Here is a 24,312-nt window from a genome sequence, read left to right as displayed (position 1 = left end):
GACAAAGTATTATTAACTCCGAACAATCGATTCATTAGTATATAATTAAAGGAAAGTAGAAGATAAAGGAAGTTACATAGGGGCCGCAGAATCATCCATCGACTTACAAGAAATACTAATAAGCAACCTCGCTATTGAAAACAGTTTGAAAACAGACGTATTGTTCTAGATACTAACTATGTTTCTTTTGAGTTTTTAGATATATGAGAACTTTTACTTTCAGGGAGTAGACTCTTAATCTGGGAAATGTGACTTGTACATATTCCTTTCTAAATAGTGGCTAAATCTCTTCTTAGTCTTAAACGATAAAATAGACAAGAATGGATAAGGCAATCGACGTAATTGTCATGGCTGCTAATGGGCGCAATGCTTTTGTTCGTAAATCCTTTAAATTAACGTTTAATCCTAAGCCGACCATCGCTGCAGTTAATAACCATGTTGTTAGCGTGAATACTCCATCCATAACTACCTCTGATACAGGAATAGAATGACCGAAAACAAAGCTTCCAAGAATACTGAGAATGATAAATCCTATAAGAAACCATGGAAATTCAATATGAGTATTAGCCTCATCCTCTTTATTTTTTCGCTTCATAATATATATAAAAATGAAACACAGTGGTACGAGTAAGAAAACACGCCCTAATTTTGCAAGTAATGCAATAGCTAGTCCGTCTTCTCCAGCAGGGGCACCTGCTAATGCAACATGGGCCACTTCATGTAAACTTGTTCCAGACCAAATGCCATAGGAAATAGTATCAAGTGGTAAAAATGGACGTAAAATTGTATAACCGATTGCAAAAATGGTCCCTATTAGAGCGATAATTCCAACACTAATTGCTGTCTCTTCATCTTTGGATTTAATAATTGGAGCGACCGCTGCTATCGCCGCAGCACCACAAACGCCTGTTCCAATACCTAATAACAAAGAAATTGTTTTATCCGCCTTGAATACTTTTGCCAGCCACATTGTTGCAAGAATAGCAAAAATAATCACACCAGCATCGCGTAATAATAGTCCTAATCCCTCACTTAAAACGGTAGCTATATTCAATTTCAGACCGTATAAAATAATCGCCACTCGTAGAATCCGTTTAGATGAAAAAGTAATCCCGTAACGAATCGATTCTGGATACCCGAAAATTTGCCGATAAAAAACGGCAATAATAATTGCGCAGGCTAATTGTCCAACATGGTTAAAACCTGGAACCATTGCTAATAAATATCCTAAGAAAGCAATTAAAAATGTAAATGTAACTCCACCGATCCAAGCAACTGGAAGGGAAGGGTCTTTTTTAGTCTTTGTATTTGTTGTTGTCACAAGAACCACCTCTTGTAATAATGTTAAAATAGATTAATGTATAAGTGAAATAATTATTTATTATGATAACTATAAGTAAAACTATATACTAGATTAAGACGTGATGATATTTTATAAAAAAGTGGTGATGTAAATGGATCAATATTTAAAAGTGTTTATTACAGTTGTTGAACGGCAAAATTTTTCCAGAGCTGCAGAAGAATTACTAATGACTCAACCGGCGGTAAGTCAATATATCAGAACGTTTGAAGAAAACATTGGTGCAAGATTGCTGGAAAGAACGAGTAAATATGTTCGATTAACAAAAGCAGGTGAAATTGTTTACCATCATGGAACAGAAATAGTTGGACTATACACCCGAATGCAGACATTGGTTGAAGATTTAATTAATTATGCAAGTGGACCCCTTTCAATAGGTGCTAGTTTTACATTTGGTGAATACGTACTCCCACATATAATTGCAAAAATGCAAGAAAATAATCCTGCAATCCAACCGACAGTAACAATTGGAAATACGAAGGAAATAGTGAATTATATGACACGCCATCAGCTTGATGTAGGAATAATTGAAGGGAAATTTAACAATGATCCACACATGCATGTAGAAGATTTTGCAGAAGACTATATGGTAGTGATCGCATCTCCAAAGCATCCCTTAGTCAATCGAAAAGAACCAATAAATATTCCGGAATTAAACCAAGAAAAGTGGGTTTTACGAGAAATTGGCTCCGGGACTAGAGAAGCGGCAGATACGGTTTTTGAGCGACATAAAATTATACCTAATGTTGCGATGAGTTTTGGAAGTACACAAGCAATCAAAGAAGCAGTAGGTGCTGGATTAGGCATTAGCTTATTATCAAGGTGGGCGATTCAAAGAGAACTTCAAAATGGTGATTTACGAATCTTGGATGTTGAAGGTCTGCCTTTTGCGAGGAAATTTTCAATAGTAACCACATCTCCATTCCAAACAAAAGCTCAGCAGGTGTTTATTGAGCTGTTACATAGTAGCAAGGAAATAACAGATATGAATTTTTAGATGAAGAAAAAATATGATACATTGCTGTAAAGGTTTTCACTTTTCATGTATTTTTCACTTTGTTACGCAACAAATGACCTCAGTAATGTTCTAAATTTTAGTGTGATTGTAAAAAATAAGGATTGAATAAATTCTATTGTTTAAACTAGGATAAACTGATCTGTTATTAAAACCCCCTGTTCCATTCATATTAAATGGAACAGGGAGATTTTTTTTGTTTTTAATCTTGGATGTCGCAGCCGTCATCTCCACAAGCAGCATCTGATTTGCTGTTTGTTGCTAAATTTTCAAACGATGTGTTTGGTTTTTCCTCTTCCCAGACTTTGTTAAGAGCTTGTACAAACGTCTCTGTTGGTTGAGCGCCTGAAAGAGCATATTTACGGTTGAAAATAAAAAAAGGCACACCCGTAATTCCAAGCTGTTTTGCTTCCTCTAAATTGTTCTTTACATCAGTTGCATATGCTTGTTTATCTTGTAAAAAAGCAAGTGTTTCTTCTTGATCCAATCCAGCTTCTTCCGCAATGCTAGCTAATGTTTCGAAATCGCCAATATCTTTTGATTCAGTAAAGTAAGCATACATTAGCTTTTCAGAAATGACTTTATCTTTCCCATGTTCTTTTGCATATTTAGTAAGTCGGTGAGCATCAAATGTATTTGCTGGCTTCATTGTATCGAAGTGGAAGTTTAACCCGACTAATTTTGCTTGTTCAGCTACCCCAGCCGCCATTTGTTTTGACTGTTCAACTGATCCGAATTTCTTGGCCATACTTTCGTAAAAGTCCTGGCCTGTATATGGTGGAGTGTCGGGATCAAGTTGATAGCTTTTAAATTCAATCTCCACTTGATCTTTATGCGGGAATTGAGCCAACGCTTCCTCAAGTTTTCTTTTTCCTATATAACAGAATGGGCAAACATAATCTGACCAAATTTCAATTTTCATATAACTACTCCTTTTTGTGACTAATACGTTTTATTAATGATATCATGAGCGTGGAAAGAAACGAATTATATAGTCTAGTTACTCAACTTTCGCGCAAACAAAGTGAGTTTAAACAGATACGTGGAAAACTAGATTATGCTTCCAATTCTTATTTTGACAACCTTATCAGATAAAGTTGTTATGCACAAAAAACGTAAATTGCGCAGCAATTAAAATATGAATTGATTAACCGCTGCGGAAATATGTTTCGCTTTCCATGGGCGGCTGCCCGGCCTCCCTTCGTGCTACGCACTTCGTAGTCTCACCGAGGCCTTTCCTCCCATAGGAGTCTTCACATATTTCCTCCGCTTGGATGGTAACTGTTGACTGAATTTAGGAGCCGACTATCTTTCTATTTAATACTTGCTAGCGTAGCTTGAACTGATGTCGCTCTTATGCCGTGGTGAAAGCGAAGTGTTTTTCCGAAGCGGCTTCAGGAAATGAATAAAACTGATGCAATTAATGCACAGTTTATAACAAATGCGACGTTGAAAAAATTCTTGAAGTATAGTTGGAGTTTTTAAAGTAACCAGTAACTTGAAAGTCCATTAAGGAAATGAATCTCTAAACGCCTAATACTACCAAGGCTATTTATTTATATTACGCTGTGAAAGTTGAGAAATTTATATTCAAAGCAAAAAAACTTTGTTAGCATGCCAGAAATTAATTAATTTAGAAAAATGGATTTGAAAGTATCTTGACTTAACTATAACTTTATGGCTGATAATCTAAGCAATTAGCAATACTTGTACAAGCCTTATTGTTAAAATAGAGATAACAGATAAATTATTTTACAGCTAGAGGGGAATCAAGAAACATATTCATGAGACAATAAATAAAGAACAAGTTTTGAGAAGCAATGAATTATCGCTATACAACGAAAGAATATAATGAGAGTCGTAAAATATCGAATTAAGATTTTAATAAAGTAAGTGAATAATTGACAACTTTCTATTAGTAAGTATAAAGTCGAGTACTATTTACAAGTTGCTCCTTTAATAAACGAACTGGAAATTTGATAATGCGACTTTCTATTCATTTTGTGATGAATGGGTTACCACAAGTGCAAAATATAAATAGTAGGAGTGTATCACAGTGACATCATATGCAAAGAAATTTAACGGTATTCCACTGTCAGTGTTAGATTTGGCTGGAATAAATGAAGGAAGTAATCCACAAGAGTCATTTAAAGATAGTATAAGTCTGGCTCAACATGTAGAAAAACTGGGATTCAATCGTTACTGGTTTGCCGAGCATCATAATATGCCGGGTATTGCAAGTTCGGCTACATCTATTTTGATTGGCCATATTGCGGGTGCTACAGAACGGATGCGTGTTGGCTCAGGAGGAATCATGCTACCAAACCACGCGCCACTTGTTATTGCCGAACAGTTTGGAACGCTTGAGTCACTCTATCCAGGAAGAATTGATCTAGGTATTGGTCGTGCACCGGGAACGGACCAGCAAACAGCTTATGCACTGCGCAGAACCTTACATAGTGGCGGAGAAGATTTTCCAGAGCAATTAGCCGAACTACGTAGTTACTTTGAATCTAATCCAACCGCTCCTGTTCGTGCTGTTCCGGGAGAAGGATTAGACATTCCAATTTGGCTATTAGGTTCAAGTGGTTTTAGCGCTAGGTTGTCAGCGGAATTAGGTTTGCCATTTTCATTTGCTAGTCATTTTGCTCCGGCTTATGTAATGGAGGCATTACAAATTTATCATCAACATTTTCAGCCTTCATTATATTTAAAAGAACCATATACGATGTTAGGGATTAATGTGATTGCAGCAGATACAGATGAAAAAGCGCAGTGGTTGGCAACATCTCTACAACAACAATTCCTTAACATGACAAGAGGATTATCCGTTAAGTTCCAGCCGCCTGTTAAAGATATGGAAGCTATCTGGACTCCTCAAGAGAAATATGCCGTTTTACAATCATTAGACCCCAAAACTACGATTATTGGTGGTCCTGAAACTGTTCAGAAAAAAATTAATAGTTTCTTAAATGAAACAAAAACGAATGAATTTATTATTAGCACGCCTATTTTTGATCACGAGGAACGTCTACGATCATATGAAATTATAGGAGAGATGATGAAGTAATATAGGTAGTTAGATTATTGGAGAATTTAAAAGAACAATTTTAAAAACAATTACGTATAGAATTTGATGACAAATTTTGACTCTAATACTATGGAATATTAAAGCCTAGGAAGCCGCTATATATATCGGTGCCTAGGCTTTATTTAAATTAAAGATTAATTCAACGCGTACAACAAGTTCTGTTAGGTCTGGATAAGAAGTTACTCCTATTGTTCAGACTTTTGAGCTTGATGCTCCGGATCATTTGCGGATACAAGCGGGATTGCTCTGATCAATGATGCAACTACTATCCCAATAACCATAATAATCGCCCCCGCAAGGAATGTCGTAGTGATTGCATCACTGAATACATCTTTCACCGTATCGATCATTTTATTTGCAAATGGTACCATTTCTGCAGGAATTTGTTGTATAAGTTGGTCTAGTTTTGGTTGATCCAACAGTATTTCAGGATTCATCAGCTCCCCGAACTGCTCCGCTTGTGCAGGTGGAAGTTCAACTTGACTAGTTGATTGCTCATCGGCAAACATCTCAGTCATTCTCATAGCCATTCTTGATCCCATAATAGAGCCAAGTATCCCGACTCCAATCGTATTTCCTAAGTTTCTGAATAGTTGCGAAGACGCAGATGCTACTCCTAGTTCTCTCAAAGGAACGGCATTTTGTACAGTTAACGAAAAGACAGGCATACAAAGCCCAAGCCCAATACCAATAATACTTAAAAAGATAATCATTAAATAGACGGGTGTCTCGACATTAATAAAGTAAAGCAGAAAAATTCCAATTGCAGAAATAGATAGCCCAATTAGAGCTAGTCCTTTATACTTTCCTGTTTTAGTCATATATTGACCAGCAAATGCCGTTCCAAATACCATTACAATCGACATCGGCATCATCATATATCCAGAGCCACTTGGCGAAATACCTTTAACTCCCTGAATAAAAAATGGAGCATAGATCATTACTCCCATCATACCTGCACTCATTAAAAATAATGCGATATTCGATAATGTCACAATGTCATTTTTGAATAGTGCAAGAGGTAGCACTGGTGATTTTACTTTCGTTTCTGTAATAATGAAGGCAATGAGACCAAGAGTTGTTAAGCCAAATAATCCAAGTATTTCCCAAGATGTCCAAGCATATTTTCCAGGACCATCTCCTGCGAGACTGAATGCAAGCAATAGCGCTACAATGGTAATTGTCAAAAAAGCAGAACCAATATAATCAATAGATTCTCCTTCTCTACGTTCTACTTTTGGAAATAGAACAGCAATCATAATTAAGGCTACGATTCCAAGTGGAAGAAAGACCCAAAACACCCAATGCCAATCTAAATGATCGACAATGTATCCGCCCATCAAAGGCCCAAGCACACTAGAAATACCAAATATACCACTCATCAATCCAGTCCAACGTGCCCGTTCCCTAGGAAGATATAGGTCACCAATCGCTGTAAATGCAGTGGACATAATGATCCCTGCCCCAAAACCCGTTATCCCACGGAAGGCGATTAACTGTAATATATTTCCTGAAAGACCTGATAAGAATGCTCCGATCGTAAATAAACTAATACCAGCCAATATAAATGGCTTTCGACCATATATATCCGACAGCTTTCCAACAAGAATCGATGCAACAGCCATTGTAAGTAAATATATAGTTATGACCCAAGTGTAATAATCCATTCCACCTAGCTTTGCAATGATACGAGGCATGGCGACACCGATGATTGTCTGGTTAATTGCTGAAAAAAAGATTGCGACCATAATAGCAATCATTATTGTTAATTTTTTCTTTTCTGATAAATGAATCATTGATAAATTACCTTCCTATATTATCTATATTTTTAATAGCTTGATTAAAGATGTCGTTCATCATTTTTAACTCTGAATCAGATACATCTTTAAATACTAATTCAATTCTTTTACGCCCTTCATTCTGTAAATCTTTAAGCGCTGATTTTCCTTTTTGGGTTAATTCTAAATGAACTACTCTACGATCTTTTTCATTTCGAGTGCGTGCAATATAGCCATTCGATATAAGGTGATCCGAGGCAGTAGTAACAGCCCCTGGGGTTAAATACAGCGAATTAGCTAATTCCGACATTTTTTTTGGACCATTTTTCCCGAGCATATAAAGGATATGTGATTGAGAACCAGGAAACTTTTGTTCATAAATTTCTTCCCACATATATTTCATTTTTCGGCGTAAATTCCAAAAAGATTTTTCAAAATCATTTATGAGATGCTGCTGATCAGATGACATTTTTTATATACTCCTTTATTTACTTTAATGAGTAAATACTTTAATGATTAAAGCATTTTACAGTATACGCTTAATAAATATCACTGTCAAACATTCCATTCTATTGAAAGGAAAGAAACAAAGTTGAAATCAGAAAAGCTTAATTGGGTATGAAAATTTAAATTTCTGCTACTATATATTTGTATTTGCTATAATACGTACGGAGGTGTTTGTCAGATGGCTGAATTAAAATTTTATATCCGCCACCAAACGAATTTTTTACAGGATAAATTTATTCTCGTTTTTAAAAGTGACGAAGCACGTGAATATTTTCAGAATGCATTAAAAGGAAGTCGTTTTGAAAAGGTAACTAGTGAGTTCGCCGAAAATGCAGCGCGAATCGGAATACATGGGAAAATAGTTCCTTACGGATATACATTAAAATTGACGAAAGAAGAAATGAGCAAATTAAGTACGGCAAACTGGCAGGAAACTGCTGAATTACTAGCAGAAGGAAATGAACGACTTTATTTGGAAGCAAATAATAAAGGGAATAATTGTTAAGTGGGAATATTGTTTTATGTAAGATAATATAATCCTTTGTTTAGGATAATGCATGATTTAAAAAATAGTTGAAAGTGACGTAACGTAATCTTGTATAATCTAGTTAACAAGTTGTTTAGGTGGTGTACGTAATGATTTCTATAAAAGAGGTAACGAAGCAGACTGGGATTTCTGTTCGAACGTTGCGCTATTATGATGAAATTAATTTATTACCTCCTGCTGGAAAAACAGAAGGAGGCCATCGATTATACGGGGAAAAAGAATTAAAAAAATTACAGGAGATTCAATTTTTAAAAACGTTGGGTTTTAATTTAAAAGAGATTGATGACATGTTATCTAATGAAAACTGGGATTGGGCACAAGGGTTAGAAAACCAGTTAAATTATATAATGAAAGAAAAGGAAAAAATATTAGAAATAGAAAGTACGTTAAAAGGATTGATGAATGGCTTAACAATAGATGGGAAAATTGATTTAGTCTATGTAAATAAGTTAATTCAGTTATATAAACAAGATACTGAAAAGAGAAAATTGTACAAGGAGCAATACTTTCATTCACACGACAGTGAATTGCTTGATCTCCTGCCTAATATGAATCGAAATGATCCTGATACATTAGAGTGGATTGCTTTGATCGGCCAGTTAAAGCAACATATGAATAAAGGTTCTGATGCACCGGAAATACAACGGATTATACGCCGAATTCATGAAAAAACAATTGAAACATTTGGAGATAATGAAGGTTTTTTGGATAAGGTATGGGAAGTTCGCAAATCTCCAGAAAAATCACGGGAAGTTGGTTTTTATCCAATTGAACAGGATATGCTTGATTTTTTTGAAAAAGCTTGGGATATTTTTATGGAAAACTGAGAATAGAAATATTATGACATTAAACCAGAATGTGTTGACTCTTTATTATAAGTAGGAGAAAACCGTATACGACCAAATTTGTGGGTGACATGGACTTCGATTAACGATATATTGCTTTTTGATCACTGGAATGTAAGCTGATTATGAAATGGTAATTATTTGAGGGCTGTTAATCTCAATAATCATCTCCTTGTTGCTTATACTTATCGTCTATTTAGAAAAGTTAAGACATTCGTAGAAAGGAGTAGAAAAATCATGCAATTATTATTGGATAATCATTGGGCCATTTTCATTACATTAGAAATAAGTTCTTTACTATTTTTATTTCTATTTGTAGTTGTCCGTTATCTTTTCACAAACATTCGAGTAAGTTATGCTTTTTTAGGATTATTCATTGCAGCAATTATATTAGAGGCTTTACTTGCTTTCGTTGTTTATAAACATACAGGAGAATTTACAACTTTTCAGATCGTAATCGTTATTTTTATTGTGTATGCTGGAACATTCGGAATTAGTGATTTTAAGAAAATGGATCGTTACGTAAAAGATAAAATTGGAAAGTGGAAAGGAATCGATCTCTTAACAGACAAAGAGAGACAAATAATGGCTCACTTAAAAGATCCTAAAGTGATCGCTAAAAGAACTAGGTTATGGTTTTATCTACATACTATTGTGTTTGCAATTGCTATCTTAATATTTTGGCAATATTACGGAAATGAACAGCATTCTTTATATTACTTTTTAACAAACTTAGACTGGTATAAGGATGAATTAATAGAACCGCGACCATTTACAAATGAATTGATAACGAATATTGTACAAATTTGGTCGTTAATCTATCTAATCGATACAATCATTAATTGGTCATACACAATTTTTCCGAGTGAGAAGAAAGATTGATAGTTAAATTCAGATGTTTCGAGAAAGTTTGGATATGCTGGCACGATTTATTCCCCTTACTTCAGAGATGAAGTTTAAGGGGTTCTTTTTGCTGTATATATAGAAAGTATGGAAAAGAAATGGTTGATTTTCTACCATATATTTACAAGGGTATGATAGGAGGGCTCATCTATGCAAAAGAAATTAATCTTATTTTGCTACACGTTGATAATCAGTATTAGTTTCATTGCCTGTAATCATAAAACTGAAGATGCAGGGATTGATGAGCAGCCAGCGAAAGAACTTGGTGAAGCATTTATTCAAGATCTGTATTCCATTGATGATCCTAGCAACGCCTTAAATAGCCCTGAGTTAATCCAGAAAGTCTAGAAGAAATATACGAAATATTTAACAAGCGACGAATTTGAACAGTTAGAGACGGAGAGAGTATTAATTATGCCGCAAGATGCAGCTAATAAGCAAAACGAGACTATTTCTGTAAAACAAATTGAAATAGAAAAGTATGGTGGGGCGGAAGAAGACACTATCAATTTTAACCATCGGTTTACGATTGAATTTAAAGATATGAAAGGAATTACAGTTGACGAGGTTGATATGAATGGACAAATGACTGTCGTAAAGACGGCAGATAGCTTAAAGATTGCTAGATACTATGACAGTCATATTCCTTTAGAAAAATTGTCTCCGTAACGTTATTATTATAGATTTTGAGTTTTTCACTAAAAGTTTATTATTATTTTAAATACAAAAATATTTGTAATAAAAGTGCAAGTGAATAATGAAACTGGTATGGTGGGTAGACAAATGATATGAGCGACTTAAAGGATGAGTAGAGATAGAGCCTAAATAACTTTCGTTACTTCTCCATACTAGTGAATATTCCTGAGAATGTATGTGGAAAAGGTTTGACAGCATTTGAAAGTATATCAGTTTTCTTATCTAATAACTAACATAGAAAGGAACAATAGGGATGAATAAATCAAGAGATGCTAAAGTTTTAATCGACAGTATCATACCTTTAGGAATGACATTTGGAAGTACAGCCGGTGCCATTTTTGGCTCTACAAAGAGGGTGAGGAAAAAGGAAACATGTGGAGTGTCCATGTCTTAGATTTATGGATTTTCCCGTATTATTAGTCTTAAAAACATTAAGAATATGATTGTAAGGTTCTTGTAAGATTGATGAAAGGATATTCGATAGTTGTAAGAGTGCTGGATGGTTATAATTTCCATAAAAGCGGATTGGACTGATGGTTAATGAGAGAATTAGATACAATTCAAGAGAAAGACAGACTTTTTCATATTGATGTGATCAGGGGTATAGCGATATTTGGGATTTTATTAGTGAATATGGCTCATTTTAGTTACCCGGATTTATACTTACATATGATTGGACCGGATAATTTCTTTACACAAAATTGGAGTATGATCGATAATATCACAGTTAATATATTAAACATATTTGTGCAAATGAAATTTATTACGATGTTTTCTTTTTTATTCGGTTTCGGGATGGTAATTATGTGGGAGCGTGCTAAAGAAAAAGATCAAAAGTTTGGGCCTATTATTTTTAGAAGATTAATAGCTTTACTTTTCTTTGGTACAATTCATGCGTTTTTTATTTGGGATGGAGATATTTTAACTGATTATGCATTGCTAGGATTGGTTTTATTATTTTTTATAAAACGTCGTCCCAAAACAATTCTTATATGGGCTATTTCACTTTATTTTTTATTTGCGATTCCGCTAGTTTTAGCGACTGCTGTTCCTACAGAAGAATCGGGAGAAATGGCAGAATGGCAGGCAGAGATGAAACTGGAAAGTAAACAAAATGCTGACCAGGCTATACAGACATATAGTGAAGGGTCATTTCTAGAAATTTCGAAACAAAGAATCCATGACAGGATGTACTATATGTCAATGAATGGTATGTTAACGTTAAATCCAATCCTATACTTGTTTTCTACTATACCTTATTTCAGTATGTTTCTTTTAGGAGCATATTTTGCGAAAAGAAAACTTCTGCATCATCCGAAAAAATTTAATGCATCCCTTAAAAGATTATGGGCAATCAGTTTACTAATTGGTCTTCCAACCAATATTTTATTTGGAATATTCGATAATGATGTATTCCTGCTTATAGGAGCACCTTTTTTAATGATGTTTTATGTTATCAGTATCGTCTTTATAATAAAATTTTCTTGGGCACAAAAAATACTTGTTCCGTTTGCAGCCGTCGGCAGAAATGCATTTACTAATTATGTACTTCAATCGATTATAGCAACGACTATATTTTATAATTATGGATTAGGTTTGTATGGAAAAGTAAACCCGTTTATGGGGTTGTTTATTTCATTTGCAATCTTTTTCATTCAATTAATTATTAGCAATATATGGATTAAATATTTCCGCTATGGACCCTTAGAATGGGTATGGAGAGTTGTAACATATAAAAAAGTATCTCCATTTCGATACTAGATAAATATATTTTAGCTTCATTTCTTAACTATCCAATCGGTTAAAAAATCTCATAATAAAATACATTTTTCGACTTATTTGTTTACTTAATTTCTGATCAGGGTAAAAACCAAGTAACTAGGTTAAGGAGGAATTGTATATATGAGATATGAATTTACTGATTGGGCATCATTTTATTTAGCCAAAACACCTAATTTTTTATTAGCTTTACTTGTATTACTGCTAGGATGGATTATAGCAAAGTCTATTGGAAAAGCAGTAGAAAAATTATTAAGAAAAACTAACTGGGACAACAAATTATTAAGAAGACGGCATTTAAATGAAAAACCATCTGAGAACAGAAGCGGAAAAAAGCAGGTGGATACCAATGAAATAATTGGAAAAATTGTTTACTATATTTTACTTGTATTTGTGTTTATGATCTTTTTCCACTTATTAAATCTTGGTGGTGTAGCTTCTCCATTCATGGCGATGTTTGGAACCATTCTTGATTTTATTCCTGCTATTTTGAAAGCTGCGCTTATTCTGTTATTGGCTTTTGTAATTGCTAGTGTGTTACGACTAGCTGTTGAAAAAGTTGGACAAAATCCTCGTATTAGCAGAGCGATGGAAAGAATAAATGTTGCAGAAAGTGAAACAGAAGTTAAAAAACTTACTCAAACTGCTGGAAATATTGTGTTTTATCTTATTATGTTACTATTTATCCCTGGTGTTTTGTCGGCATTAAATATAGGTGGAGTGGCTGAACCATTCGGAGGGATGATAAACAGTATTTTAGCGTTCATTCCTAAGGCATTGGCTGCAGCACTCATTCTCTTTATTGGTTGGGTTGTCGCTAAAATAATTCGAGATTTAGTAACAGGGCTTTTAAAAACAGTTGGCACAGAAAGACTGGCTGGGCGACTAGGTTTCGAGAAAATGCTCGATGATAGGTCGATATCTTCTATTATCGGTACCATTGTATTTGTGCTGATAATGATTCCAATCGTTATATCAGCGCTTGATCAACTGCAGCTACATGCTGTCACTGCTCCGGCAATCTCAATGTTAAATGACATCATGTTAATGATTCCAAATATTATAGTCGCAGTGATCCTGATTCTGTTTGGTATATGGCTTGGGAAATGGATCCGACAAATCGTATCTAGTTTACTAAAAAGAGTCGGGTTTGATTCTATTACACGTAATATGGAAATTGGAAATTGGAGACCTGGTACTGGAAGTATGGCATTGTCGGATCTTGTTGGATACATTGCTCAAGTACTAGTAGTATTTTTCCTTACGATTGAAGCCTTAAGATTAATAAAACTTGGTTTCCTTGTATCTATGCTAACAGCAATTACAGCCTATTTACCAATGGTGTTGGCGGCAGTAATAATACTTGGTCTAGGACTTATTGTGGCGAACATCGTTTCTAACGTATTATCTAATATTTTAACTGGACCAAGTTTTAAAATTTTAGCATCAGTTGCAAAGTACTCGATAATTGCACTTGCTATTTTTATGGCACTCGATCAGCTTGGAGTTGCTGCAACAATTGTTAATTCAGCGTTTATTCTCATACTTGGTGGGTTAGCATTAGCGTTTGGCTTATCATTTGGTCTTGGAGGAAAAGAATTTGCAAGTAATTATTTGACAAAATTAGATCGAACGATTGATCAAACGAATGTAGATAAGTCAAAAGCCCCGCGTAACCCGGCTGGAGGAAACGATTCGACAAATCATTCTATTAATAATCCTGAAAGAGATACAGACAAATATTTTTAATTAAACGATATAAAGGAATAAAGGAAAAAGGGGAGTAGAAGACTTCCCCAACGAAAAAACAGTGTATTAGCGATTCGTCTTTTTTTAGAGATGGGTCGCTTTTTGTATAACAAATTACATATAGCGTCATAGATTTCTCTTTTGGAGAGTTCAATAGTGACTTTTAACAACGTTTGTATTTTATTAATAATTTCGATTGTAAATATTAACAAAAGCAATTGGTGAAAAATAGCATAATCACTAATTAATACATACTATTAAATATTAGTATAACTTAATAACGTTTTCATTTTTAAAAAGTTTTAAATAAGACATATTTTTCTATTGTTTTTTAGAAAGGGATGTAGTATTATTTAACTGAACCGATTTAGTAAACCGGTTTAGTAGATCGGTTTAGAATTGGCTTATTTTTTAGTAGGTGATTGCTATTGAAGAAAAGGGTTACAATTCATCAAGTTGCAACAAAAGCCAGAGTTTCAAAAAGTACAGTTTCGCAATACTTGAATGGCCGATATGATTATATGGGGAATGAGACAAAAAAGCGAATTGCAGAGGTAATTAAGGAGTTAAATTATCAGCCGAATGTGATTGCACGAAGTTTAAAAACGAAAACATCTTCAACAATTGGTGTCATTGTGGCGAATATTCTTCATTCATTTTCTACACAAGTAATCAGATCGATTGAGAACATCTGTCATGCACAAGGAATTTCGACGATTATTTGTAATGCAGACAATGAACCGGAGAAAGAACTATATTATATCCAAACACTTCTTTCAAAACAAGTGGATGGGTTAATTGTGATACCGATGGAAGAAAATACGGATAAATATAATGAGTTATTACAGCAAGATTATCCGCTCGTTTTTATGGATAGAATTATCGAACTAGTGAATACCGAGTCAATTATTTTAGATAATGAATTGGCTTCAGAGCTTGCTATCGCTCACTTAATTGAAAATGGCTATGAGCATATAGCGATTTTAACACCGCCGGTTAAAGGTGTTGCCCCTAGAGCAGAGAGAGTAAAGGGGTATAAAAAGACACTTCAAAATCATTCGCTACCCATCAGAGAAGAACTAATTCGCAGTGCACCTTTTCCGAAGATGTACCGGGAATTAGATGAATTATTTCGATTAGATACTCCCCCTGACGCTATTTTTTCAGGTAATGACTTAACACTTGTAGAGATTTTGACTTATTTAAAGGAGAATGACATGAAGGTTGGGAAGGATCTAGGCATTGTAACTATTGATGAAGTTGCGTACGCATCATTTTTTAAACCGTCACTTACAACATTGAAGCAACCTACCTTTGAAATGGGAAAGAAAGCAGCTGAGATTCTTTTAGCTAAAATTAATAAACAACCTATTCAAGGCGATAGAATTATCCGTTACGATCCTGAGTTAATCATTCGTAAGTCATCGACTGAAAGAAACAATATTGTAACTTTATAGTAAGGGCTTACAGGTATTTATTTTCGTTATTTATTGGTATAGCTGGTAAGAGTTTAGGAAAAATATTAGAAGAATAAAGACATAATTATAGAAAGTAGGAGAATCAGAATGAGAAAATTACTTACATTATTCATGGTTATGGCACTTGCCATGGTTCTTTTTGCCTGTGGTGGGGGAAAGGATAGCGGGGAAACGGCTAAAGACGGAGAGGAATCAAGCGGTGAAACAATTACATTAAGATTAGCTGAAAACCAGCCGGATGATTATCCGACAACAGTTGGAGATCTTGAGTTTGCACGACTAGTAGAAGAGAAAACAGATGGAAGATATAAAATTGATGTTTATGCTGGTGGACAACTTGGTGATGAAAAAAGTGTTATTGAACAAGTACAGCTTGGATCAATCGATTTAGCTCGAGTAAATGTATCACCAATGACACAGTTTTCTGATGAGATCGGTGTATTATCCATGCCATTCTTATTCGATGACGAAGAGAAAAAATGGGAAAAGTTAAACGGTGAAGTAGGAAGAGAGTTATTAGATACTTTAGACGGAAGCAATATTGTTGGACTTGCATATTATGATTCAGGTGAACGCTATTTCTATAATTCCGTTCGTCCCGTGACAAAACCGGAAGATATGAAAGGATTAAAAATCCGTGTCCAACAATCTGAATTAGCAATTGCAGTTGTTGAGGCATTAGGTGCATCAGCAACACCAATGGAATATGGTGAAGTTTATTCAGCAATTCAAACTGGAGTTATTGATGGGGCAGAAAACAATATGCCAAGTTACTATACGTCTAACCATTATGAAGTTGCACAGCATTTAACATCTACTGGTTATACTGGAACTCCTGAAGTTGTAATTATGTCCCAAAGTGTTTGGGATAAATTAAGCGATGAAGATAAAGAATTATTTAAAGAAGCTGCTTTAGAATCAGTTGAAGTTCAGCGTCAAGCATGGGCTGATTTAACGAAAGAATCAGAAGAAAAAGTTCTGGAAGCTGGTAGTGAATTCAGCGAAGCAGAAGATATTGAAGCATGGAGAGAGGCAGTCCAACCGGTTTATGATAAGTTTGGCGAAGACTATAAAGAGTGGATTGAAAAGTTAACTGAATAATCGAGGGCTTTTTGACTTGTAATTTTGAGGAAGGCTTTCACCAGACTAGTTTTGGTGAAGCCTCCATTTTATATGAAGAAAGAGGGGTAAACATGAATGCTCTTAAGTCAATTAATGATTTTCTAAACAAGATACTGCTTGTAACTGCACTTACGATGCTTGGAGCTATGGTAGTTATTATTATAGTTCAAGTTTTTTCAAGGCAGATATTTAACTATACTCCCTCATGGTCAGAAGAAGTGTCCAAGCTATTGTTTGTCTGGGTTGCATTTCTAGGAATCGCTTATGGTTTTAGAGAAAGACTTCATATTGCATTAGGACTTGTTATTGATCGACTATCGGAAAAATTACAGACTGTGTTTGATGTGTTTTCAAAAATACTAATTTTAGGTCTTAGTATCGCAATGCTTTATTACGGATTACGGTTTACTATGTTAATGGGCAGCTCAACAATGCCAGGTACAGGGTTACCTTCAAGTGTCCTTTACGCAGCAATACCTGTTTCTGGATTTTTTCTATTTATCTATGCTATAAATTTATTTTTTGAAAAAGGACTGCATGCAAGTCTTGAGGATACGGAGGGACACTAAACAGTGGAAATATTAATTTTACTTGGTAGCTTTATACTGTTATTAATTTTCAGGGTGCCGATTGCGTTAACGTTAATCATTTCTTCAGTGCTAACAGGCCTATATATGGGTATTGATATTTCCGCACTTGTTCAGCGAATGGTTGGTGGAGTGAATTCATTTTCACTTTTAGCAATCCCATTTTTCATTATAGCGGGAGAGATAATGAATGAAGGTGGAATTTCAAATCGTTTAATTAATTTTGCTAATGTCATTATTGGAAAAATACGTGGTGGCTTGGCGATGGTTAACGTATTAGCAAGTACATTTTTTGGTGGGATTTCAGGTTCAGCTTTAGCTGATACGTCATCTTTAGGATCTGTTTTAATTCCAATGATGAAAAAGCAAAAATACGATGCTGATTATTCTGTTTCCGTAACCATTTCCAGTTCTATTCAAGGGGTAATGATTCCACCGAGCCATAATATGATTATTTATTCGACTGCAGCAGGTGGGGTTTCAGTAGGAGCTCTCTTCATGGGTGGTTTAGGACCAGGTTTATTACTTGGCTTAATCATCATGATTTTAACATATGCGATTGCAGTGAAAAAGAATTATCCAAAAGGTGATCCGATTAAAAAAGAGGAAATACCAAAAATTTTAAGAGAAGGTCTGCTCGGACTATTTACGATTGTTATTATTATGGGCGGAATACTTTCCGGAATTTTTACAGCTACTGAATCGGCTGCAATCGGTACATTATATGCATTTATTATTACGTTTTTTGTATATCGTGATATTCCGATCTCACGAATGGGTGTTATTTTACACCGCTCCTTTAAGACTTTAGCGATGGTGTTATTCTTAATCGCAGCATCTTCTGCATTCGGTTGGCTATTAGCTTTACTAAAAGTACCTGCCATGGTTTCCGATACGCTGATAAATATTTCATCTAATCCATATATCATAATTTTGATGATGGTAATTATTTTACTCTTGCTCGGTATGGTAATGGATATGGCCCCGTTAATTTTAATTACAACACCAATTTTATTACCGGTTGCCACGAGCATTGGAATGGATCCAGTTCATTTTGGTGTATTGCTCATTTTATGTTTAGGAATCGGTCTTGCTACACCACCGGTTGGTTCAGTACTATTTGTCGGGGCAGCAATAGGAAAAATACCGATAGAGAAAGCGGCTAAGGGAATGTTGCCTTTTTATGGCGCAATGATATTGGTCCTACTACTCGTTGCTTACGTGCCGCAAATTTCTTTATTCTTACCGGACTTAATAGGTAAATAATAATTTTAGTGAACTTCTTAAAAGGACTTTTAACTTTTAAGGAGTTCACGCTTTTTATGCTTCAAAACAAATTATGTGAAGCGATCGGTAAAATTTGTTAAAATGCATTGTATGCGAGTACAAGGCTGTTGAATAAATACATATTACAGGAAGTGGTTCACACATTGTAATCGGCAAAATATATTTCTCGAGGAGTGAATCATGAAGAGTTCATCGATTTATAAACATATTTATATATTTTATGCAGCAGTTTTAATTATTAATTTAGTGAATGTCTTTTTAGAATTACCATTTATTAATTTACTCTTATCTATTTGTGCAATTATTATGTTCCTTTTTGCATTTGTGAAAGCTACAGTAGTTTTCAAAGTTTTGGGTATCGTATTTGTATCGATCGGTACGTTTTTTTATTTAACGACATCGGTTTCATTTGCAGATACGATTTATGTATTGAAAAATAATTTCCCATTATTAACTCTTTTTATGATGTTGCCTTGGATGAATAGTGTGGTTCGAAGTGGTCGCTATGATTCTTTGTTAAGTAAGATAATGAAAGTGAATACAAAAGAATTGGGTACATTATATAATCGTAGCTCTTTGGCAACTTTTTCTTTAGCAACCTTTTTAAATCTACCTGCGATTACCATTTCACAAAGTATTATTAAATCGAATTTAAAAACCGTTCCTAAACGGCTTAGAAATCAATTTATTAATATGGCTTCTGTCCGTAGTTATACAATGGCACTATTATGGAGCCCACTGGAAATCCTTGTAGCTGTAGGAGTTTTCGTTACCGGTGTAAAATATATTCAAGTGTTACCTTGGTTACTATTAGTCGTTGTCTTGATTTTCATAATCGATAACTTGATAGGTAAAATTAGATATAAAAAATACCCATATCGTGAAGGCGGAAAGGCACGTACATTCACGAAAAAAGATTTCAAAAAAATTAGTGGACTTATCGGTGCATTGGTACTATTTTTAGTAATCATTGTGGTTGCAGGATATTTTGATAAGATCGATTTTATTATGACAATCACTTTGCTTATTCTTCCATTCACATTTTTATGGGCAATTGCAATTAAACGTTTACGTAGATTTACTGTTGTCGGATGGAATGCATGGAAAAACAGTACAAACGGTATGCATAATTTTATCGTCCTATTTGTCTCATTGGCTTTATTTAGTAGTGCAATTACAGATTCGGATGCATCTACGTTTATTCATGGGTTTATTATGAAATTTTCTGATTCACCATTATTACTTATGATTGCTATTCAGTTATTTATCTTGATGATGAGTTTATTTGGGGTGCATTCGATTGCTTCAATTGGAATTCTAAGTGGTCTAATGGTACCACTTATGGAAATTATTGAACCAATTAGTTTAGCACTTATCTTAATCATAAGTTCTGTATCTACTTTTGCTGTGAGTACGTATGGGTTATTAGTTACAATAACATCGTTTAATACAGAACAAAATCCATATCGAATTACTTTTGATAATATCGCTTTCACGTTAATATGTGGTTCCCTTGGAACGATATTAGCATATTTATTAATGTGAATCAATTTCATAAATCAATATAGCGCTTCAAAACCGAACTATATTGCTTGAGTAAAAGGCTTTCACTCTAGGTGGTCGCTTTCACCACAGGCATAAGAGCGACATCAGTTCAAGCAACACTAGCACTTGCTTTCTCTGTGTCTCCTTTACCGCGGGCGGCTGATAAGCCTCCTCAGGCTAATGCCTTGCGGGGTCTTATCTAGGCCACTCCTCCTGCAGGAGTCGACCACCTGCCGTTCCAGCCAAAATTTTATAGGATGTAAAAGCGAACGATAACATTATACTTTTGCTTGTTGTTCGGTTAGTAATCGATTATGGAATTGACTCATGTTATAAACTATTAAAAAGGCTTTAGAATTAAGTGAGTTATGATAGACATGTTAAAATTAAGAGTTTCTAAGCTTTTGAACCAATTTCATTGGTACGAAAGTTTAGTAATAGTATTTGTAAAAAATCAGTAGGGGTCAAGAATTTTCTTGGCCCTTTTATTATTTGAAAAACAACTAAGTTCCTCACAATTTATTTGTATGTAAACCCCCTACTTTCTCTTCCTGGAGTTAATTTCAAAATCCCAATCCAAGATGGACTGTTTTCATGCGAGTTGCGTCTGATTCATTCATATGACTTTAACATCAGTTCACTTTCATCAAACTTTCATAATTCATCGCTATAATTCAATTGATGACGGACAAATTATTGGATGATTTTTCATATGATTCAGTATGAATTGTATTTGAGTCAGTTTCATACATGTGCATTCAATAAAAAGAAAGGGGTTTAAAATATGGGTGGGATTGAAACAGAAACATTTATGTTACTAGGGGTTTTATTAGCTTTAGGGGCAGGAGCATTGTCCTTTTTATCTCCCTGTGTTTTGCCAATTTTCCCGGCTTATTTATCCTATATTACAGGGATTAGTGTAAAGGAATTGCAGGGAACGAGGAGTACTAAGATTCGCGGCAGATTATTGACTCACTCGTTCTTTTTTTTATTAGGTGTTTCGCTTGTATTTATAAGCTTAGGGATTGGAGCATCATTCTTAGGTCAATTTATTCAAAAATTGTTGTTTGGAGACGCGGGATTATTGATTCAGCGGATAGCCGGGATCTTTATTATTGTGATGGGCCTCTTTGTAGCTGGATGGTTAAATATTACTTTTTTAATGAAAGAAAAAAGAATGCAATACAAGAAATCAAATGTTAGTTATCTTGGTACGTTTTTTGTGGGAACAGGCTTCGCTGCCGGGTGGACACCATGTATAGGACCAATATTTGGATCCATTTTACTTTTAGCAGCAAGTAATCCGAGTCAAGGTATTTTCTATACAATCATGTATGTAATCGGCTTTGCAATTCCTTTTTTATTATTAACCTTTTTCCTTGGGTCGACAAAGTGGATTGTAAGAAAAAGCAATGTAATTATGAAAGTTGGCGGTATCCTGATGATTGGTATGGGGATTGTATTGTTTTCCGGTCAACTATCTCGTGTTACAGAGTTTTTATTAGATTTGGTAGAAGGTACTTGGTTATCAAAACTTGGTTAAGAGGGAGAGAGTAAAAATGAAAAAGTGGATAATTATCACAGTTATTATCGGATTATTTGGTTGGGCAATTTATGACTTTACGATAAAAAATGGTGAAAAACAGGCGGAAATTGTAGAGATAAATGATGATATTAATGAAGAAACAAAAGAAGTAGAAAGTGAAACCACTGAATCAAGGCCGCAGACTGGTCTTGAAAAAGGAAATATAGCACCTGCTTTTGAGTTAGAGACAATGGATGGAGAAACAGTTAAATTGTCAGATTTCTACGGAAAAAAAATATTATTGAATTTTTGGGCAACCTGGTGTCCTCCTTGTCGTGCGGAAATGCCTGATATGCAAAAGTTTCATGAAACATATGAAGACGGTGTCGTGTTAGCGGTAAATTTAACCGAAACAGAAAATAGTTTAAAAAATATAAATACATTTTTGGATGAATATGGGATTACCTTTACAGTTTTATCAGATACCGATACAGTGGTAAGTAATATATATAAAGCACAGGCATTACCAACTTCTTACTTAATTAATTCAGAGGGGAAAATACATAATATTGCGATCGGTCCTTTAAATTATGATTTGATGGTTCAAGAGTTTGATAAAATGGACTAAGTAGGTGTCTAAATTGGAAGAAACAGTTCTGGTTGTGGAAGATGATGAAATGATACGAAAATTAATTCGTATTTATTTAGAAAAAAACAAATATGTTGTCATAGAAGCAAGGGATGGAGAAATGGCAAAGCAACTTTTTCTAAAGCACCATCCTTGTATGATTATTTTAGATCTCATGCTACCAAAAGTCAGTGGAGAAGAATTCTGTCAATGGTTAAGGGAAGAACTGAATAATAAAGAAGTGTCGATTATTATGTTGTCTGCTAAATCTCAAATAGGGGATAAAATCAGCGGATTGCGTATGGGGGCAGATATTTATCTTACTAAACCGTTTAATCCGGACGAACTGATTGCCAATGTAGAAGCAGTATTGCGACGAACAGGTAGGTTTTGCCAAAAGATCACTTACGATGGATTATGTATTATGGTCAGAAAAAGAGAGGTTCTACTTTATGATAAATCGATTCATTTAACGAAACATGAGTTTGAATTATTATATTTGTTTATGTCCAATCCTTATACCGTATTCACCCGTGAACAACTGGTAAATGAACTGTACCCTTATAATGAAAAGGATATATTAGATCGAACCGTTGATGCCCATATTAAAAAATTACGTGAAAAGATTGAAGAAGTTCCCTCTAATCCTAAACGAATTATGACAATAAGAGGAATGGGGTATAAATTTGTTCATGAGTAAAATTTTACAATCTATTATCGTACCTAAAAGTTTTTTATGGAAATTAACACTATTAAATATTTTTATTATTGTTGGAGCAATCTTAGTAAGTGGGTGGTCGATTTATCATACAGCATGTTTTTTGGTCAATGGTATGTATGATACTTCTCTTTCAGGCCAACAATATTTCAATAAGACATTGTTCAAATATGTGTTACTTTATGCGGCCATTGCTGTACTTATAAGTAGTGTTGTTCACTTTTACTTTACTAAAAGACTGTTTAAACCTATTAAGAATTTGATTGAATCAACGAAAACTCTGAAACGGGGAACGTATCCTAAACCGCTCCCCGAAATATATAAAGATGAAATTGGTCAATTGATCGTTAATTATAATGAACTGACCAATCAATTAAAACAAAATGAACAATACCGCACAAAACTAATTGCAGATATATCTCATGAATTAAGAACCCCGATTTCTAATTTAACAGGTTATCTTCATGCATTGACATTTGGAGATGTAACACCGAGCCGGGAATTGTTTGAAGCACTTCATGGTCAAGCCAAGCAATTAACAGTACTCATAGAGCAAATGAGACTTTTAAATGATGGGAACAATGCAACATCGAAGTCCCGGTTAAAAGAAAATATTCAATTGAAAACAGTAATAGAAGAATCTGTAAAGGCATTTGATTGGAAAATAAAGCAAGAAAATATAAAAATACTTATAGATGTAGAAGAAGCAGCCGTGTCCATTCATCCTGAAAATATGTTTCAAATATTAAATAATCTGATCGATAATGCAATAAGATATTTTGAAGGAGAAGGACCTATATGCATTCACGGAGAGAAAAAGAAGCTATCTTATCGCGTTTCAGTGTCTAATCCGGGTCAAGCAATAGAAAAAGAGGCTCAACAGTATCTCTTTGACCGATTTTATCGAGTCGACCTGTCACGAAATAGAAAAACTGGAGGTGCGGGATTAGGACTTGCTATAGTGAAGGAATTAATCGCAAATTATGATGGGGAAATTGAAGTTCAGTCTAAAGATGGGAGAAACACCTTCACTTTAATATTTCCTATTGAAGACTGTTAGAACCTATTGCGTAATTCAAGCACAGGAAAAGGTTAATTATCAACAAGTAATGAATAGGCATATTGTGCTTATGCGCAATATGTCTATTATTA

General features: G+C 34.5%; 23 protein-coding genes. 19 read left to right on the top strand and 4 right to left on the bottom strand.

What is annotated here, in order from left to right:
* Positions 1-298: 298 nt before the first annotated feature.
* The gene (locus SPD48_RS18540; protein ID WP_336259630.1) at positions 299-1,321 is read right to left on the bottom strand and encodes a YeiH family protein; all 1,023 of its coding nucleotides are present in this window, start codon (positions 1,319-1,321) and stop codon (positions 299-301) included.
* 133 nt (positions 1,322-1,454) lie between these two features.
* On the opposite strand from SPD48_RS18540, the gene SPD48_RS18535 reads away from it, so the two are divergent.
* Positions 1,455-2,357: a LysR family transcriptional regulator gene (locus SPD48_RS18535; protein WP_336259629.1), complete on the top strand. Its 903-nt coding sequence runs from the start codon at positions 1,455-1,457 to the stop codon at positions 2,355-2,357.
* A gap of 220 nt (positions 2,358-2,577) precedes the next feature.
* Here SPD48_RS18535 and SPD48_RS18530 read toward each other — a convergent pair whose 3' ends face one another.
* Positions 2,578-3,297 carry a DsbA family oxidoreductase gene (locus tag SPD48_RS18530; protein WP_336259628.1) on the bottom strand — a complete coding sequence of 240 codons (720 nt, stop codon included), beginning with the start codon at positions 3,295-3,297 and terminating at the stop codon, positions 2,578-2,580.
* Between the two features lie 1,128 nt (positions 3,298-4,425).
* Here SPD48_RS18530 and SPD48_RS18525 point away from each other — a divergent pair.
* Positions 4,426-5,445 carry an LLM class flavin-dependent oxidoreductase gene (locus tag SPD48_RS18525; RefSeq protein ID WP_442962176.1) on the top strand — a complete coding sequence of 340 codons (1,020 nt, stop codon included), beginning with the start codon at positions 4,426-4,428 and terminating at the stop codon, positions 5,443-5,445.
* A 206-nt stretch (positions 5,446-5,651) separates the two neighbouring features.
* Here the strand turns inward: SPD48_RS18525 and SPD48_RS18520 are convergent, their stop codons facing one another.
* Together SPD48_RS18520 and SPD48_RS18515 are read right to left on the bottom strand one after the other, a co-directional pair.
* Positions 5,652-7,262 (bottom strand): MDR family MFS transporter, encoded by a 1,611-nt coding sequence (locus SPD48_RS18520; protein ID WP_336259626.1) that lies wholly within the window; start codon positions 7,260-7,262, stop codon positions 5,652-5,654.
* Positions 7,263-7,269: 7 nt separating this feature from the next.
* Positions 7,270-7,713, bottom strand: a complete 444-nt coding sequence (locus SPD48_RS18515; protein WP_336259625.1) for a MarR family winged helix-turn-helix transcriptional regulator — start codon at positions 7,711-7,713, stop codon at positions 7,270-7,272.
* 216 nt (positions 7,714-7,929) lie between these two features.
* Here SPD48_RS18515 and SPD48_RS18510 point away from each other — a divergent pair, with 216 nt between their 5' ends.
* From SPD48_RS18510 to SPD48_RS18430, 17 genes are all read left to right on the top strand, one after another.
* A complete protein-coding gene (locus SPD48_RS18510; RefSeq protein WP_336259624.1) occupies positions 7,930-8,256 on the top strand; it encodes a hypothetical protein in 327 nt (108 codons plus the stop codon).
* Positions 8,257-8,387: 131 nt separating this feature from the next.
* A complete protein-coding gene (locus tag SPD48_RS18505; RefSeq protein WP_336259623.1) occupies positions 8,388-9,125 on the top strand; it encodes a MerR family transcriptional regulator in 738 nt (245 codons plus the stop codon).
* A gap of 255 nt (positions 9,126-9,380) precedes the next feature.
* Entirely contained in the window at positions 9,381-10,025 is a 645-nt protein-coding gene (locus SPD48_RS18500) for a hypothetical protein (RefSeq protein ID WP_336259622.1), read from the top strand.
* 171 nt (positions 10,026-10,196) lie between these two features.
* A complete protein-coding gene (locus SPD48_RS18495) occupies positions 10,197-10,394 on the top strand; it encodes a hypothetical protein (RefSeq protein ID WP_336259621.1) in 198 nt (65 codons plus the stop codon).
* A gap of 66 nt (positions 10,395-10,460) precedes the next feature.
* Complete coding sequence (locus tag SPD48_RS18490; RefSeq protein ID WP_336259620.1) at positions 10,461-10,715, top strand: hypothetical protein; 255 nt, start codon at positions 10,461-10,463, stop codon at positions 10,713-10,715.
* 280 nt (positions 10,716-10,995) lie between these two features.
* A complete protein-coding gene (locus SPD48_RS18485; protein ID WP_336259619.1) occupies positions 10,996-11,136 on the top strand; it encodes a hypothetical protein in 141 nt (46 codons plus the stop codon).
* A 146-nt stretch (positions 11,137-11,282) separates the two neighbouring features.
* Positions 11,283-12,503 (top strand): DUF418 domain-containing protein, encoded by a 1,221-nt coding sequence (locus tag SPD48_RS18480; RefSeq protein ID WP_336259618.1) that lies wholly within the window; start codon positions 11,283-11,285, stop codon positions 12,501-12,503.
* A gap of 141 nt (positions 12,504-12,644) precedes the next feature.
* Positions 12,645-14,270: a mechanosensitive ion channel gene (locus SPD48_RS18475; protein WP_336259617.1), complete on the top strand. Its 1,626-nt coding sequence runs from the start codon at positions 12,645-12,647 to the stop codon at positions 14,268-14,270.
* 428 nt (positions 14,271-14,698) lie between these two features.
* On the top strand, positions 14,699-15,727 hold the full coding sequence (locus SPD48_RS18470) for a LacI family DNA-binding transcriptional regulator (protein ID WP_336259616.1): 1,029 nt from the start codon (positions 14,699-14,701) through the stop codon (positions 15,725-15,727).
* Positions 15,728-15,835: 108 nt separating this feature from the next.
* Complete coding sequence (locus tag SPD48_RS18465) at positions 15,836-16,849, top strand: TRAP transporter substrate-binding protein (protein WP_336259615.1); 1,014 nt, start codon at positions 15,836-15,838, stop codon at positions 16,847-16,849.
* An 11-nt stretch (positions 16,850-16,860) separates the two neighbouring features.
* Complete coding sequence (locus SPD48_RS18460) at positions 16,861-17,439, top strand: TRAP transporter small permease (protein ID WP_336259614.1); 579 nt, start codon at positions 16,861-16,863, stop codon at positions 17,437-17,439.
* A gap of 3 nt (positions 17,440-17,442) precedes the next feature.
* Complete coding sequence (locus tag SPD48_RS18455; RefSeq protein WP_336259613.1) at positions 17,443-18,723, top strand: TRAP transporter large permease; 1,281 nt, start codon at positions 17,443-17,445, stop codon at positions 18,721-18,723.
* 201 nt (positions 18,724-18,924) lie between these two features.
* Positions 18,925-20,289 (top strand): hypothetical protein, encoded by a 1,365-nt coding sequence (locus SPD48_RS18450; protein ID WP_336259612.1) that lies wholly within the window; start codon positions 18,925-18,927, stop codon positions 20,287-20,289.
* A gap of 784 nt (positions 20,290-21,073) precedes the next feature.
* On the top strand, positions 21,074-21,832 hold the full coding sequence (locus SPD48_RS18445) for a cytochrome c biogenesis CcdA family protein (protein WP_336259611.1): 759 nt from the start codon (positions 21,074-21,076) through the stop codon (positions 21,830-21,832).
* A 16-nt stretch (positions 21,833-21,848) separates the two neighbouring features.
* Entirely contained in the window at positions 21,849-22,442 is a 594-nt protein-coding gene (locus SPD48_RS18440; RefSeq protein ID WP_336259610.1) for a TlpA family protein disulfide reductase, read from the top strand.
* A 13-nt stretch (positions 22,443-22,455) separates the two neighbouring features.
* A complete protein-coding gene (locus SPD48_RS18435) occupies positions 22,456-23,142 on the top strand; it encodes a response regulator transcription factor (RefSeq protein ID WP_336259609.1) in 687 nt (228 codons plus the stop codon).
* Positions 23,135-24,220, top strand: coding sequence for a sensor histidine kinase (locus tag SPD48_RS18430; protein ID WP_336259608.1), 1,086 nt, complete (start codon positions 23,135-23,137; stop codon positions 24,218-24,220). Before SPD48_RS18435 ends, SPD48_RS18430 begins: the two co-directional genes overlap by 8 nt.
* Positions 24,221-24,312: the final 92 nt, after the last annotated feature.

Origin of the sequence: Pseudogracilibacillus sp. SE30717A, from assembly GCF_037071985.1 — a bacterium.
Taxonomy (GTDB): domain Bacteria; phylum Bacillota; class Bacilli; order Bacillales; family Amphibacillaceae; genus Pseudogracilibacillus.
Note: the sequence above shows the minus strand (reverse complement) of the source record. Positions and strands in the feature narration are given on the sequence as shown.